The following is a 14,135-nucleotide window of genomic DNA, read 5'->3' on the forward strand; positions in this document are numbered from 1 at the left end:
AATTAAATACCGGCTGCATAGGCAGCCGACTCACGTTCTTCGCGGTCTTTCTAACCGGAATTATGGCATAATTCCAGCCAAAGAGAAAGCGCATCGCTCAAAAGAAAAGAAGACTGTTAATGCGTCCCAGTCTTCCCAGTAAGCTCCTATGCATTTACTTCTTCTTTGAATGCTTCTTGAAATTTTGTCATGAAGAGATCAGTGTCTTCTTCCGGTTCTTGTGTCATTTCTTCAGGCAACGGAGGCAATTCCTCTAAATTTTTCAAGCCGAAATAATTGAGAAATTCGTCGGTTGTGCCATACAAGATGGCACGGCCCGTTCCTTCAGCACGCCCACATTCCTGGATCAAGCCCTTGGCTGCGAGCGTCGCCAGCGCTTTTTCGCTCTTCACGCCGCGTAAATCCTCCAGCTCGACCCGGGTAATCGGTTGTTTATAAGCTACGATTGCCAGGACTTCAAGCGAAGCCTGCGACAACGATTGTGGAGTCGGGTTTTCAACCAGCTTCTGAATGGTTTCCGCCATTTCCGGCTTGGTTACCAATTGATACACGCCTGCCAATTCTTTTAGCGTCACGCCAAAAGCATCCTCACTGTAGCGTGTTTTTAGCTCCAAAAGCGCCTGCTCCACTTGTTCTGCATCAGCTTCCGTCAAAAACTGCAATTGGCTGAAACTCAAGCCATCGTCTCCTGTGACAAAAAGCAATGCTTCAATTTGGCCTAAAAGGTTCTTCTTCATCTTGCCACGTTTCCTTTCTCAGTTCCACCGACAATTCGGTGAAATTCTTTTGCTGTTCGACCGCAATTACTTGCCGCTTCATCAACTCGAGCAAGGACAAAAACGATACGACGAGCACCGCCTGGTCATCAGACGGGAAAAGTTCGGAAAAATTAGCCCGCCCTTTAAAAGATTTTAGCCGTGCGACCATCGAGCCCATCTGTTCTTTGATGGATACTTCCTGGCGTGCGACACGCGTCGAAAGCGGCGCCCTCAATTGCTTTCGGCGCAGCATCTTCTGGAATGCCCCGAGCATATCATAGGCATTGGCATCACACTCCATGGCATCGGGCTGCTGGAGTTCCGACAAATCCGCAGGCGCTTTTGAATAAAGCACTGCCCGTTCATTCTCCAGTTTCTTCAGTTCACCAGCCGCTTCTTTGTATTTTTTGTACTCAATCAGCCGCGACACCAATTCGTCGCGGGGATCTTCATCATCGAATTCATAATCGACTTCATCGATTTCCCCTTCATGCACCGGCAGCAGCGTCTTGCTCTTAATCGCCAGCAAAGTCGCCGCCATCACCAAGTATTCACTCGCCTCATTAAGTTCGAGCACTTGCATTGCACGGATATGCTCCATATACTGTGTAGTGATTTGAGAAACGGGTATATCGTAAATATCGATTTCCAAACGATGAATTAAATGCAATAATAAATCAAGCGGGCCTTCAAAGGCGTCCACTTTCACTTTATAAGACATGTGACTACCACCTGACTGTTCATATTCCTACTATACTTGATTATAGAAGAAAGGAGATTGAAATGCATCCGCTTAACCATCCTTTATTCCTTCAGTACATCATCCACTTCAATGATGAAAAAGATTATTTCGAATGCCATGAAGTCGGCGAAGAGTATTGGAAACAAATCGCCCCGAAAGACAAAACGCATCCACTGACCGGGTGGATCCAATTGGCGGTCGGCATGTACCATTGGCGCCGCAGCAATTATCCCGGAGCACTACGCTCACTTATACGGGCCAAACCGAAACTCACTGAAGCAGGCATTTGGACCGAGGGCTTCGACCAGCAGCAATTGACACGGCTCCTTACCGAATCGATACAGGGAGTCACAGACCGCGAGCCATTCGAGCACCGCGACCTGCCCCTTGTGCCAGGCGAGCTTGTCCAGGCAATCGAAGAAAGGAAGCACCAATACTTGGCCCCTGCACACGATGAGCATTATTTGATGCACAAGCACCGGTTGCGTGACCGGTCGGAAATCATTGCGCTCCGGCAACAGAAAAAAAGGCGGAACCTTTAAGAATTAAAGGCCGCCTTTTTTTACTGGGCATTTATTCAGGAAAGCTTCGGTTTCATCTGTAGCGCGCATTTCCCGGTGCTGCATCATGTCTTGAATCTTATCAATCATCTGATGTCCGATCCCGTCGCCCCGATGGGATGGATTCACCGACACGTGATGGATGGTGTAATGATCATCTGCGACTTCCACACCTAACAACCCCACAAAATCGTCCTCTTTTTTCCATAGGAACAATTGCCATTCTGGGTTTTCTTCATAGATGTGCATGGTCTGCTGCAGCTTTTTCAGTTCGCGTTCTTTGGGCATGAACGACAATAAGCCCATGGCGATCTTTTCAAATGATTTTTTGTATCTGTATAACATAATTGATCCCTCATTTTCATCTTAAAAGCAGCTTTACCCATACTACTATAAACTCCCCAATAACTCAAGTTTACGCAGGATTAGCCGCCTGTGAGATTGTCTGCAAAGAATAGCCAGTAGGCGATGCCCCAGGCGAACGCCATCAACAGGACGAACAGGAACAGCATAATGTTCTGCTTTCTCAACGCTTAGCCTCCTCTTGCATATAACCCACTTCATTCTTCACCAAGTCTTCAAAACTTTCCCGCCGAATAACGATCTGATGCTTGCCGCCTTCTGCAAAAACGACTGCCGGCCGGGTGATCCGATTGTAATTGCTCGCCATGGAATAGCCATATGCACCGGTACAGAAAACAGCTAGGATGTCGCCGGCAAAAACTTCCGGCAACTGGGCTTCTTCGATGAGCTTATCGCCGGATTCACAGCATTTCCCGGCAATTGTATAAACTTGTCCCGCCTGTTCTTGAGCACGATTGGCAAGCAAGGAGCTGTATTTCGCCCCATACAGAGCAGGGCGGATATTATCGGACATGCCGCCGTCGACCGCTGCATAGCGGCGGGTGTCGGGCACGTCTTTTGTCGATCCGATCGTATAGAGCGTCGTGCCAGCGTCACCGATCAATGAACGGCCCGGCTCGATCCAAATTTCCGGCACCGGGAACCCGGCCTCTTCGGATGCGATTTTGACCGTGCGGATCATGTCTTTCACATACACGGCAGGCTCAAGCGGAGCGTCTTCTTCCGTATAGCGGATGCCGAAGCCGCCGCCTAGATTCAATACACTGCATGTGTAGGAGTGGTCTTGTTTCCATGTCGCCATTTTCAATAGCAATTTTTCAGAAGCCATCTGGAATGCCGCGGTTTCAAAAATTTGCGACCCGATATGGCAATGGAGCCCGATCAACTCGAGATGTTCGTGTGCATAAGTTTCCTTGAAAGCACGGTCTGCCTGGCCGTTGTTCAAATCAAACCCGAATTTCGAGTCTTCCTGGCCGGTCGTGATGTAGTCATGGGTATGGGCTTCAATGCCTGGCGTGACGCGCAACAAGATGTTCATCTTCTGTTGGCGCCGTTCCGCTGTTTTTTTCAGCAGCTCGATTTCATGGAAATTATCGACGACGATGCAGCCGATTTCTTCATCAAAAGCCATATCAATTTCCGCTTGGCTCTTATTATTACCATGGAAATGGATTTTCTCTTTCGGGAATCCGCTTTGGATTGCCGTGTAAAGTTCACCGCCGGACACGACATCGAGCGACAGCCCTTCTTGTGCTGCGACTTGATAGATGGCGATGCCGGAGAAAGCTTTGCTGGCATAAGCGACTTGATAGCCGACTTGTTCGTTTTCGAATGTTTTTTGGAATGCCTGTGCGCGTTCACGGAATAGCGCGATGTCATAGACAAAAAGCGGTGTGCCGTATTGTGCTGCAAGATCTACCGCGTCTACTCCCCCGATTGTCAAATGGCCATTTTCGTTGATTGATTGTGTCCCGTATAGATGCATGTCGACTCCTCCTGAATGGGCTATGTATAGTAAAAATCTTGCTGAGCCTAGACCCAGCAAGATTCGTTTAATCGGTGATCAAAGCAGAGACGAGTTGAATCGCTTCAACCGGCTCGTTTGAATACTCGATACTATTGTATAACATTTCCTGGCATTCCGCGAGGTCCTGTGTATTGGAATAAATTGTGGCCAAAGCTTCGCCTTTTTTAACGAAATCGCCGACTTTCTTGTTGAGCATCAAACCGACCGACAGATCGATGACCGAATCCTTCGTTGCACGGCCTGCGCCAAGCACCATGGCCGCTGTCCCGATTTCATCTGCTTCCATAAAGGAAATATAGCCGTCCTGTTTCGCCGGAAGTTCGGTGACAAATTTCGCTTGAGGCAACAAGCTAAGGTCATCCACTACAGCCGGGTTACCGCCCTGGTCTTCGATCAATTGGCGGAACGCTTCTAGTGCTGAGCCGTCTTTGATGACACCTTCTAACATGGCACGCGCCTCTTCCAAAGTGTCCGCTTTGCCACCGACAACGACCATTTGGCTGCCGAGCACTAGACACAGCTCCGTCAAATCTTCTGGCCCTTTTCCTTGCAGCGTTTCAATCGCTTCTTTCACTTCCAGCGCATTGCCGATTGCAAATCCTAGCGGCTGGCTCATGTCTGAAATGATAGCCATTGTTTTGCGCCCTGTCGCATTGCCGATGCCAACCATGGCATGTGCCAGTTTTTTGGCATCTTCTTCGGTTTTCATGAATGCGCCTTCGCCTGTTTTCACATCAAGGACGATGGCATCAGCGCCGGCTGCGATTTTTTTGCTCATAATCGAACTTGCAATAAGCGGGATGCTGTTAACGGTTGCCGTTACATCACGCAAGGAATACATTTTCTTATCGGCGGGCGTCAAATTGCCGCTTTGGCCGATTACCGCCAATTTGTGTTCGTTGACTTGACGGATAAAATCTTTTGTCGACAGCTCGACGTGGAAACCATCGATCGCTTCGAGTTTGTCAATTGTCCCGCCGGTGTGTCCGAGGCCACGCCCGCTCATTTTTGCAACTGGCACGCCGCATGCTGCGACAAGCGGCCCAAGGACTAGCGTCGTTGTATCGCCGACGCCTCCTGTTGAATGCTTATCCACTTTGATGCCTTCAATGGCTGACAAATCGATTTGATCTCCTGATTCAGCCATCGCCATCGTCAAATCTGCCCGCTCACGCTCACTCATATCCTGGAAAAACACCGCCATTAAAAATGAGCTCATTTGATAATCGGCAATTTCGCCATTCGTATAGCCAGAGACGATAAAACGGATTTCTTCTGTGGACAGCTCATGGCCGTCCCGTTTCTTTTCAATCAAGTCCACCATTCTCATAAATCATTACCGCCTTTTCAGTTTAGTTTCGATAAAAAGCTTGTGCCGAATTTCGGCAATTCGCAAGCGAAATTATCGGCAATAGTCGCACCGATGTCCGCAAATGTCGATCCTGTCCCAAGATCGGCCCCCCCGTTAAAACGAGGAGAAAATGCGAGAAGCGGAACGTATTCACGTGTATGGTCGGTTCCCGGGAAAGTCGGGTCGTTTCCATGGTCTGCCGTAATAATCAACAAGTCATCTTCATTTAAGCCTTCCAGCACTTCCGGTAAGCGTTCATCAAATGCTTCTAGCGCTTTTCCGTAACCTTCTGGGTCTCTGCGATGGCCGAAGAGCGCGTCAAAATCCACCAGATTCAAAAAGCTCAAACCGTTGAAATCCTTGCCGACCACTTGCACGAGCTTATCCATGCCGTCCGCGTTATCCGTTGTTCTCACAGCTTCTGTCACGCCTGCGCCATTATAAATATCGTTGATTTTACCAATGGCGATGACATCTTTGCCGGCATCCTGCAATTCGTTCATGACAGTGCGGTCAAAAGGCGTCAAGGCATAATCGTGGCGGTTGGATGTGCGTTTAAACGCGCCAGGTTTGCCAAGGAATGGACGCGCGATAACGCGTCCGACCAAGAATTCCGGGTCCAAGGTCAATTCACGCGCCGTTTCACAAATCCGGTATAGTTCATCCAGCGGGATCACTTCTTCATGTGCGGCAATTTGCAGAACCGGATCAGCCGATGTATAGACAATCAATGCCCCAGTCTCCATATGTTCTTCGCCGAGTTCGTCGAGGATTTCAGTACCGCTCGCCGGTTTATTGCCGATGATTTTTCGGCCTGTCGCCTGTTCAAGCTTATCGATTAGTTCTTTCGGAAAACCTTCTGGATAGACTTTGAACGGTGTATCGATGTTAAGTCCCATGATTTCCCAGTGTCCTGTCATCGTGTCTTTTCCGACAGAAGCTTCTTCTAGACGTCCAAAATGGGCAGCTGGCGCATCTTGCGCTTCAAGCCCTTTGACCGGAACGATGTTCGCTAAGCCCAGCTTCTCCATATTCGGCATCGAAAGTCCGCCGACAGATTGCGCGATATTGCCGAGCGTATCCGCCCCTTTGTCTCCAAAAGCGTCAGCGTCTGGCGCTTCGCCGATGCCAACAGAATCCAATACGATTAAATGTATGCGAGTAAACGGTTTCATTGTCATGTAAGTTCCTCCTTATTTGCCCTTTTATTCTATCATATAACTAGTCCTTGTCGGAAGTCAGACCTCTATCATGCACGAGGATGAAATTGCGAGTACACGTCTTTCAACCGAGTCTTGCTGACGTGGGTATAAATTTGGGTCGTTGAAATATCGGCATGCCCGAGCATTTCCTGCACGGCTCGCAGGTCTGCTCCGTTTTCGATCAAATGTGTCGCAAATGAATGGCGCAATGTGTGCGGGGTCAATTCTTTCTGGATGCCCGCTTTCTGGGCGTGCTGCTTCAACAATTTCCAGAACCCTTGCCGCGTCAAGCGCTTTCCTCTTTGGTTGATGAACAGTGCATCGGTTTTCTCAGATGAATTTCTCAAAGCGAGACGTCCTGATTCGATGTATTCGCGGTTCGCCTCAAGCGCAGCCCTGCCAAGCGGGATGATCCGCTCCTTGCCGCCTTTTCCTATGCAGCGCACGAATCCCATCGTCAAATGGACATCTTCCATATCCAGATTGATGCATTCACTGACGCGCATACCGCTCGCATAAAGCAATTCCAGCATGGCGCGGTCACGCAGCCCACTGGCTTTTGACGTATCCGGTGAATTCAATAAGGCATCGATTTCTTCTATAGATAAGATGTTCGGCAGCTTCTTGTCCATTTGAGGCATTTCCAAGTGAACGGTCGGATCTGAATCACTGCGTTTCTCCCGTATCAAGAATTGGTGAAAACTGCGGATCGAAGAAATATGCCTCGCCACTGTACGCGATGTTTTCGCCATTTCCTGCAAATGGCGCAGGTGATTCAAAATATGGACCCGCTCAATTTTCCCGAGCCGTTCCAATTGTTCGACTTCACTCATATATTGTATGTAGCCTTTCAAGTCGCGTTCATAGGAAGTTAGCGTATTATCAGCCAACTGCCTCTCCACGCGGAGAAAATGCAAATAATCATCCAGTGCATCTTTCGCGTCTTTCATCGGGATTCCTCCTTTTTACGCTGTTTTATTGAAGATGAAAAAAAGACGGCCTACGACAGGCCGCCTTTTAAGCGTCTTTTTCCGGCTTATCAGCACCCGAATCATGGCAGCGCCAACAAATGCCATGGAAAGTCAGACGGTGGTCTTTGATCTGGAAGTTCCAGCGCTTTTCCACGACTGCTTCGACATCTTCAAGCAAATCTTCTTGTATTTCATCCACAGCCCCGCACTCTAAGCAAACCAGGTGATGATGGAAGTGTGCTGCGCCTTCCTGACGCAAATCATAACGGGAAACGCCATCCCCAAAATTTATTTTATCAACAATTTTCAATTCGGTCAGAAGTTCCAATGTACGGTATACTGTGGCCAAGCCGATTTCCGGTGCGATGTCCTTGACCAAAAGATAGACATCCTCAGCACTTAGATGGTCTTCTTCATGATCCAATAAAATTCGTACCGTTGCTTCACGCTGTGGCGTCAGCTTATAACTCGCAGCGTGTAATTGCTTTTTTATACGATCTATCCTTGTTTCCATGCGACGCCCTCCCTCAAACTGTATTCATTATATCAAAAGGGCGTTCTCGATTACAACAATCGATGCCGTTTATTATTTAGAATCATTCTTAACTAGTAATTGGATTAATTCTTATCTGATAAGTAGTTTTTAACCCATTGTACAGCGTAAGCAGTTTTCGCGTCGTAAATCCGTTCATTATCAATCAAGCCTTGCGCTTCCTCTACCGTCATTTCGAGCAATTCCACGAACTCATCATCATCCGTCACTGCGCCGTTCTCCGCACGGTGCAAGCCGGTCGCAAAGAAAACATGCACCACTTCATCGGCAAATCCGGGAGATGTCGAGAAGCTGATCACTTTTTCGAGCTTTTCCGCTGAATAGCCTGTCTCTTCTTCTAGCTCCCGCATGGCCGTGTACTCCGGAGCTTCGCCGGGTTCCAGTTTTCCGGCTGGAATTTCGACAAGTGAGCGTTCAAGGGCTTTGCGGTATTGTTCAACCATGATGATTTTCTTGTCACTCGTTAATGCGATGACCGCTACCGCACCTGGGTGTTCGATCAATTCGCGCTTCGACTGTTTGCCATTCGGCAGCTTCACATCGTCGACTTTCAAATTAATGACCTTGCCTTCGTACAATCGTTCACTATGAATTGTTTTTTCTTCAAATTTCTTCATGCTGGCCCTCATTTCATTTGTAGTTTCAATACCGCAAAGTATACCATAGGGGAAACAAATATTTACAATGAGGTGAAAAGATGAAATACAACACACTCGGAACTAGCGGATTTGAGGTCAGCGAAATCGCACTTGGCTGCATGTCCCTGCCAGAAGACCCGAAACAAGCAGCAGCGATTATCGATGAAGCGATGGACAATGGTGTCACTTATTTTGACACAGCCGATTTTTACGGCAAAGGAAAGAATGAGGAAATCGTTGGGGCCGCACTTGGCAAACGGCGCAAAGACATCATCCTCGCCAGCAAAGTGGGCAATGAATGGTCCGAGGAGTCGGATGAAGTAACATGGAATCCGACAAAAGCTTATATCAAAGAACAAATCCATAACTCGCTGCGCCGCCTTCAAACCGATTACTTGGACTTGTACCAACTTCATGGCGGAATGATTACCGATAACTCGGAAGAAACGATCGAAGCGTTCGAGGAATTGAAAAAAGAGGGCTTGATCCGCGCTTACGGAATCTCGTCCATTCGGCCGAATGTCATCCGGCGCTATTTGAATACTAGTGAGATTGCTTCCATCATGATGCAATACAGCCTGCTCGACCGGCGCCCAGAAGAATTCCTCACAGAAATTGGTCAATCCGGCCGCTCTGTCGTGGCACGAGGCAGCCTGGCAAAAGGCTTGCTGACGGCTGAAGGGCTCACCCGCGCTGAAAAGATGGGCGATTATTTGCAGTATGGCTCAGATCAACTGCCGTCCGCTTTGAAGAAGCTGTCCGCCATCCATGATAATGTCCATGCACTCGCCCTGCATGCGGTACTGTCAGACAGCACCGTAGCAGCGGCAGTAACTGGCGCGAGCAGCCCTGGACAATTACGTGAAACGCTGCAAGCTTATCAACAGACAGTCACTGCACAGCAGATTGAAGAAGCCAAGAAAGCGACGCGGCTGGATCGCTATGAACAACATCGCGATTGACCAGCTGCTTTAAAAAGAATGGCGTCCCGCCTGCTGCGGGGCGCTTTTTTGTTCCGTGTCTGTCTCTTTAAAGCCAATTTAATCCCATTAAGGACGTTTGTACCTTTTTTCACAGGCAAAGCTTATACATGAAAATTATACGGTTGTGCGATTAAAAGCTAACCCCATTTACATCACGGGTTTGCTTATTTTTTTGAGCTTTTTTTCGAGAAATATAGAGTTTATACCTAGAGGGTTTTATTTATCGAAAAGGACTTTTGAAGGTTTGAAAGAATACCTAGAAGTGAATATACTGATTACGACTGAAATTTTCAAACCTTAATTTCAAGAAATCGGGGGCGTGCAAAATGATGAATTTTTATTTGACCCAATCCAAAAAGTCTTATCAGTCAGCAGACGGAGATGCCATTTCGATGCATTCATACCTCGTTGTTGAATCTGTGACAAGATCCCTTGGACAGGAGTTTAAAAATCATAAGCTGGCTTGGGAAGCAGAAGACTACTGGCTGCTTGCAGACGCCCCAGAGAAGATCATTCATATGCCTAATGGCTATCAGCGTTTCGAACTCTCTGAGCCGGTCTTTGCCTCCTTGCGCTTACTCGCTGAAACCCAGCCAAAAGAGCTTCATACCTTGACGCCTTTTTCCAGAAAACGCACTTCCGAAACATTCATCGAACAGCAGCAAGCTGAGGCACGGAGGGAATTTCATCTGAACGACGTAGCCAAGAGCTTAAAGCAGATGTTTAAGGACATTATGACTGTCTAGAACATCTGCCATATAAAAAAGACGGAGAACATAATCTGTTCTCCGTCTTTTTGTGTTTACTTCGCTTTAAATTTGTTCTGGATCTTCTTTGGCTGCTTTATCTACAGGCTGGTCATTCACTGGTTGGTCGACCGGGTGGCTAACCGGTTGTATAGCCTGAGTATTTCTCGATGTGTAGGTCTTCAGCATGTCAGCAATATCAATGCCCGTCATTTCTTTCAACGGCTCTTGCATGTCCACCATTGTGCGCGTTACGCTTCTGCCGAACGATGGAACGCCTTGGCCGTTTCCGGAATCGATGATTTTCACGGAATCGATATTGTTGAGCGGCTGTGCCACTTTTTCGGCGAATACCGGCAGCATATCGATCAGTTTCTCTGCAATGATGACATCGCCATGTTCTTCCATAGCTTCAGCAAGCAATTTACGGGATTCCGCTTCCGCTTTACCGCGTTCACGGATGACTTCCGCTTCGGCAGCCCCTTCATCGCGCTTGATCTTCGCTTTCGCTTCCCCGTCAATGACAGAACGTCTCGCTTCCGCTTCTGCCGTACGTGTCGTTTCGTAATAGCTGGCATCCGCTTTTGTTTTGCGGACTTTGCTTTCTTCTTCTTCAAGGCGCACTGCACGTTCGCGCTCCATGAACTGCTTGTTCAGTTCTTCTTCCTGGATTTCCATCGCGAGTTTCGCTTTCTCCAGTTCATACGACTGCTCGGACTTGGCGCGGGCACGTTCAGTTTCTTCCTTGAATGCCGCATCTTTCAAGTCTTTTGATTTACGGGATTCAGCAATGGAAATTTGGCGTTTGTATTCTTCTTCTTTCGCTTCCTGATCGGTCTGCGCACGGTGAATGCGTGTTTCCCGTTCCGTGTTCGCTTCCGCAATTTCCGCTTGCTTGCGGACTTCAGCGATGCGTGGGCGACCCAGGTTCTCAAGATAGCCGTTGTCTTCATCAGCATCACGAAGATCGGTCAACCCGAGTGATGTAATTTTAAAGCCCATTAAATCAAGTTGTTTTTGTGCGATTTCCTGGACATCGGTATTGAATTTCTCCCGGTCGCTATTGATGTCTTCAACGGTCATCTTCGACAAGATGGCACGCAAATTACTGCCGAGCACTTCGATGATCTCAACTTCAATTTCCTCTTGCTTTTTCCCAAGGAATTGCTCGGCGTAATTAGCAATGCCGTTCAAGGTATCTGCAACTTTCACCATTGCGACGGCATCCGCCACGATCGGCACACCCGCATTCGTGTAAACACGCGGCGTCGACAACTTCAACTGGAACGACGTTAGATTGACTGGCGTTGATGTCTGGAAGCGGCGCAGCAAATAACCACCGCCGCGGATGATCTTCATGGATCGCCCTTCATCGTCCGTAAAGATGTTCGTATCTTTGTTCGGATCCCCAAGTTTCGGCCCTGTAATGATCAAGGCTTCGTTCGATTTGGCTGTGCGGTAGCGGATCTTCATCCAAAAGAAATAGCCGACGCCCGCAACTGCCGCCAAAATGAGAATCACAATTAAAATTGAAATAATTCCGATTGACTCCATCTTATCCCATCCTTTTCAATAAGCTGATTTTCTCCTGCCTTATTCTATACGGTTGAGTCAGTAAGATGTTTCAAAAAAAGGAAAAGAATAGCCATTCTTTTTTACAAACTAGTCTGCCATTACTTTAATCAATGAAAAAACAACGGATAATACCATCAACACAAACACAAAATAACCGAAATGGATCCATGGTTTTGCATGCGGCTGGATCAGCCTTGGTTCCATTTGTTCCTGGTCTTTCTCCACCCCCGGGCTTGGCGGCATCTCTTCATCCCTCATCATCTGTTCCTCCTGCGCTCGAATTTTCCCCTTTTTAAATCTTGAAGCCTGCGTTGAATGATCTTGATAGTAAATTGCACTCCTTCCATTATATCAATTGACGGTAAATGGAATATAAAAATATTTTGGAAATCATTAACTAATTCAAAATTATGAAGCCTGGGAACTGATTATTTGATAAGATAGAAAAAATGCTGCATGTCAAAAGATGGTTATTCTCTTAGAAATGGGGTGGGCAGTCCATGAAACTTATCGATGATTTAGCTGGTGCGATTTACGATGTTTTGAGTTGGATTTTATGGGGGTTTTCTTATTTTGCTGCTGGGGTTGTCATTATAGCCACTCCTTTATACTTAATCACCTTTCTGTTGGAATGGTTAGCCTGAACGAAGAACCCCCTGTCACAATTGTGACAGGGGGTTCGCTGTTAATATTTAGTTCCTGAATCTCCATGGCGCTCGAGCAATTCGGCAAACGACAGGTTCTTCTCGCGCTCTTTGCGTTCAAACTGGCGCTGCGCTTCTTTTTCTTCTTCGAGCTTCTGCTGGTCTTTCACTAACTCTTTTTTCGTGGCTTTGAGCTTCGATAGCTGCTCTTCCGAAAAAAGGCCGTTATCGTTGAGTTTATCTTTCGCCATCCTATTCTCTCCTTATGGGCGTTTTACGATTGTAGCGACGCCTTGTCCGCCACCGATGCAAAGTGTCGCAAGGCCCGTCTTGGCGTCGCGCTTTTTCATCTCGTGCAGAAGCGTCACGAAAATCCGTGTACCGCTCGCGCCAATCGGGTGGCCGATTGCGATGGCGCCTCCGTTGACATTCAATTTTTCATGGTCAAACTTCAATTCACGGTCGACCGCTATCGATTGTGCCGCAAACGCTTCGTTCGCTTCGATCAAATCGATATCGCCAAGCGTCATATTGGCTTTCTTCAACGCGTTTTTCACCGCTTGTACAGGGCCGATGCCCATGACAGCAGGATCGACGCCTGCGTTGCCGTTCGCAGAAATGACCGCCAGCGGTGTGATGCCAAGCTCGTCGGCTTTTTCTTTCGTCATGACGATCACTGCTGCCGCGCCATCGTTAATGCCGGATGCGTTGCCGGCTGTGACTGAGCCGTCTTTCTTGAACGCCGGGCGCAGTTTCGCAAGCTTCTCTTCGGTTGAAGAAGCTTTCACGTATTCATCCGTTGTGAAAACAACCGGATCGCCTTTGCGCTGAGGGATTTCGACCGGCACGATTTCTTCGTCAAAACGCCCGCCTTCGATTGCCGCTGATGCCCGGGCTTGTGAACGGGCCGCAAAGCGATCTTGTTCTTCGCGTGAAATCTCATAGCGGTCGCACAGGTTTTCGGCTGTCACGCCCATATGGTAATCATTGAATGCACACGTCAAGCCGTCATGAACCATGCTGTCGACTACTTTCTGGTCGCCCATGCGGTAGCCGTCTCTTGCGCCTTCTAAAAGATACGGCGCACGGCTCATATTTTCCATACCGCCTGCTACGACGATATCGGCATCACCCGCAAAAATCGCCTGGTAAGCCAAGTGGATTGATTTCAAACCGGATCCGCATACTTTATTGATGGTCATCGCTGGCACCGTCTCGGGAAGACCTGCTTTGATGGAAGCCTGGCGCGCCGGATTTTGTCCGAGCCCCGCTTGCAGGACATTGCCCATGATGACTTCTGATACTTGGTCGCCCGCTACCCCTGCGCGCGATAAAGCTTCCTTAATGACGATGGCCCCGAGATCTGTCGCCGGAACATCTTTCAGCGCCCCCTGGAACGAACCGACTGCTGTTCTGACAGCGCTTGCAATTACGATTTCTTGTGACATTTCTGTTTTCCCCCTTGTCTGCTTCTTGCTCTTTTATCCCCCCTATCGCTACAATAAAGTTAAGGGGGGATAG

The 14,135-nt window shown here is 48.1% G+C and carries 17 protein-coding genes; 4 read left to right on the forward strand and 13 right to left on the reverse strand.

All coding sequences use genetic code 11. From position 1 onward, the window contains the following. Window positions 1-146: 146 nt before the first annotated feature. Both scpB and G3255_RS10260 read right to left on the reverse strand, forming a co-directional pair. Window positions 147-737: an SMC-Scp complex subunit ScpB gene (gene scpB / locus G3255_RS10255; protein ID WP_211654381.1), complete on the reverse strand. Its 591-nt coding sequence runs from the start codon at window positions 735-737 to the stop codon at window positions 147-149. Next, complete coding sequence (locus tag G3255_RS10260; protein ID WP_211654382.1) at window positions 709-1,479, reverse strand: segregation/condensation protein A; 771 nt, start codon at window positions 1,477-1,479, stop codon at window positions 709-711. Before G3255_RS10260 ends, scpB begins: the two co-directional genes overlap by 29 nt. Before the next feature lie 62 nt (window positions 1,480-1,541). On the opposite strand from G3255_RS10260, the gene G3255_RS10265 reads away from it, so the two are divergent. Further along, on the forward strand, window positions 1,542-2,042 hold the full coding sequence (locus tag G3255_RS10265; protein WP_211654383.1) for a DUF309 domain-containing protein: 501 nt from the start codon (window positions 1,542-1,544) through the stop codon (window positions 2,040-2,042). Between the two features lie 3 nt (window positions 2,043-2,045). On the opposite strand, the gene G3255_RS10270 is transcribed toward G3255_RS10265, so the two are convergent. The 7 genes from G3255_RS10270 to G3255_RS10300 form a co-directional block, all read right to left on the reverse strand. Then, complete coding sequence (locus tag G3255_RS10270) at window positions 2,046-2,405, reverse strand: GNAT family N-acetyltransferase (RefSeq protein ID WP_058380529.1); 360 nt, start codon at window positions 2,403-2,405, stop codon at window positions 2,046-2,048. A gap of 181 nt (window positions 2,406-2,586) precedes the next feature. Next, the gene (lysA, locus tag G3255_RS10275; RefSeq protein WP_211654384.1) at window positions 2,587-3,909 is read right to left on the reverse strand and encodes a diaminopimelate decarboxylase; all 1,323 of its coding nucleotides are present in this window, start codon (window positions 3,907-3,909) and stop codon (window positions 2,587-2,589) included. A 67-nt stretch (window positions 3,910-3,976) separates the two neighbouring features. After that, window positions 3,977-5,281, reverse strand: coding sequence for a pyrimidine-nucleoside phosphorylase (locus G3255_RS10280; protein WP_211654385.1), 1,305 nt, complete (start codon window positions 5,279-5,281; stop codon window positions 3,977-3,979). A 17-nt stretch (window positions 5,282-5,298) separates the two neighbouring features. After that, window positions 5,299-6,483, reverse strand: a complete 1,185-nt coding sequence (deoB, locus tag G3255_RS10285) for a phosphopentomutase (protein WP_211654386.1) — start codon at window positions 6,481-6,483, stop codon at window positions 5,299-5,301. A 68-nt stretch (window positions 6,484-6,551) separates the two neighbouring features. Further along, window positions 6,552-7,454: a site-specific tyrosine recombinase XerD gene (xerD, locus tag G3255_RS10290; protein ID WP_211654387.1), complete on the reverse strand. Its 903-nt coding sequence runs from the start codon at window positions 7,452-7,454 to the stop codon at window positions 6,552-6,554. A gap of 67 nt (window positions 7,455-7,521) precedes the next feature. Next, the gene (gene fur, locus G3255_RS10295) at window positions 7,522-7,989 is read right to left on the reverse strand and encodes a ferric iron uptake transcriptional regulator (protein ID WP_101805095.1); all 468 of its coding nucleotides are present in this window, start codon (window positions 7,987-7,989) and stop codon (window positions 7,522-7,524) included. A gap of 104 nt (window positions 7,990-8,093) precedes the next feature. Continuing rightward, the gene (locus tag G3255_RS10300) at window positions 8,094-8,645 is read right to left on the reverse strand and encodes an NUDIX hydrolase (protein ID WP_211654388.1); all 552 of its coding nucleotides are present in this window, start codon (window positions 8,643-8,645) and stop codon (window positions 8,094-8,096) included. A gap of 80 nt (window positions 8,646-8,725) precedes the next feature. Here G3255_RS10300 and G3255_RS10305 point away from each other — a divergent pair, with 80 nt between their 5' ends. After that, window positions 8,726-9,628, forward strand: a complete 903-nt coding sequence (locus G3255_RS10305) for an aldo/keto reductase (protein WP_211654389.1) — start codon at window positions 8,726-8,728, stop codon at window positions 9,626-9,628. Window positions 9,629-9,975: 347 nt separating this feature from the next. Continuing rightward, on the forward strand, window positions 9,976-10,395 hold the full coding sequence (locus G3255_RS10310; protein ID WP_211654390.1) for a hypothetical protein: 420 nt from the start codon (window positions 9,976-9,978) through the stop codon (window positions 10,393-10,395). Between the two features lie 66 nt (window positions 10,396-10,461). Here G3255_RS10310 and G3255_RS10315 read toward each other — a convergent pair whose 3' ends face one another. Both G3255_RS10315 and G3255_RS10320 read right to left on the reverse strand, forming a co-directional pair. Beyond that, window positions 10,462-11,949, reverse strand: coding sequence for a flotillin family protein (locus tag G3255_RS10315; RefSeq protein WP_211654391.1), 1,488 nt, complete (start codon window positions 11,947-11,949; stop codon window positions 10,462-10,464). Window positions 11,950-12,057: 108 nt separating this feature from the next. Beyond that, complete coding sequence (locus tag G3255_RS10320) at window positions 12,058-12,228, reverse strand: hypothetical protein (protein WP_211654392.1); 171 nt, start codon at window positions 12,226-12,228, stop codon at window positions 12,058-12,060. A 242-nt stretch (window positions 12,229-12,470) separates the two neighbouring features. Here G3255_RS10320 and G3255_RS10325 point away from each other — a divergent pair, with 242 nt between their 5' ends. Continuing rightward, window positions 12,471-12,614: a hypothetical protein gene (locus G3255_RS10325; RefSeq protein WP_211654393.1), complete on the forward strand. Its 144-nt coding sequence runs from the start codon at window positions 12,471-12,473 to the stop codon at window positions 12,612-12,614. 41 nt (window positions 12,615-12,655) lie between these two features. Here the strand turns inward: G3255_RS10325 and G3255_RS10330 are convergent, their stop codons facing one another. Both G3255_RS10330 and G3255_RS10335 read right to left on the reverse strand, forming a co-directional pair. Then, a complete protein-coding gene (locus tag G3255_RS10330) occupies window positions 12,656-12,865 on the reverse strand; it encodes a DUF3886 domain-containing protein (protein ID WP_211654394.1) in 210 nt (69 codons plus the stop codon). Between the two features lie 12 nt (window positions 12,866-12,877). Continuing rightward, on the reverse strand, window positions 12,878-14,062 hold the full coding sequence (locus tag G3255_RS10335; RefSeq protein ID WP_211654395.1) for an acetyl-CoA C-acetyltransferase: 1,185 nt from the start codon (window positions 14,060-14,062) through the stop codon (window positions 12,878-12,880). Window positions 14,063-14,135 lie beyond the last annotated feature (73 nt).

The organism is Planococcus sp. MSAK28401 (assembly GCF_018283455.1).
Classification (GTDB): Bacteria; Bacillota; Bacilli; order Bacillales_A; family Planococcaceae; genus Planococcus; species Planococcus alpniumensis.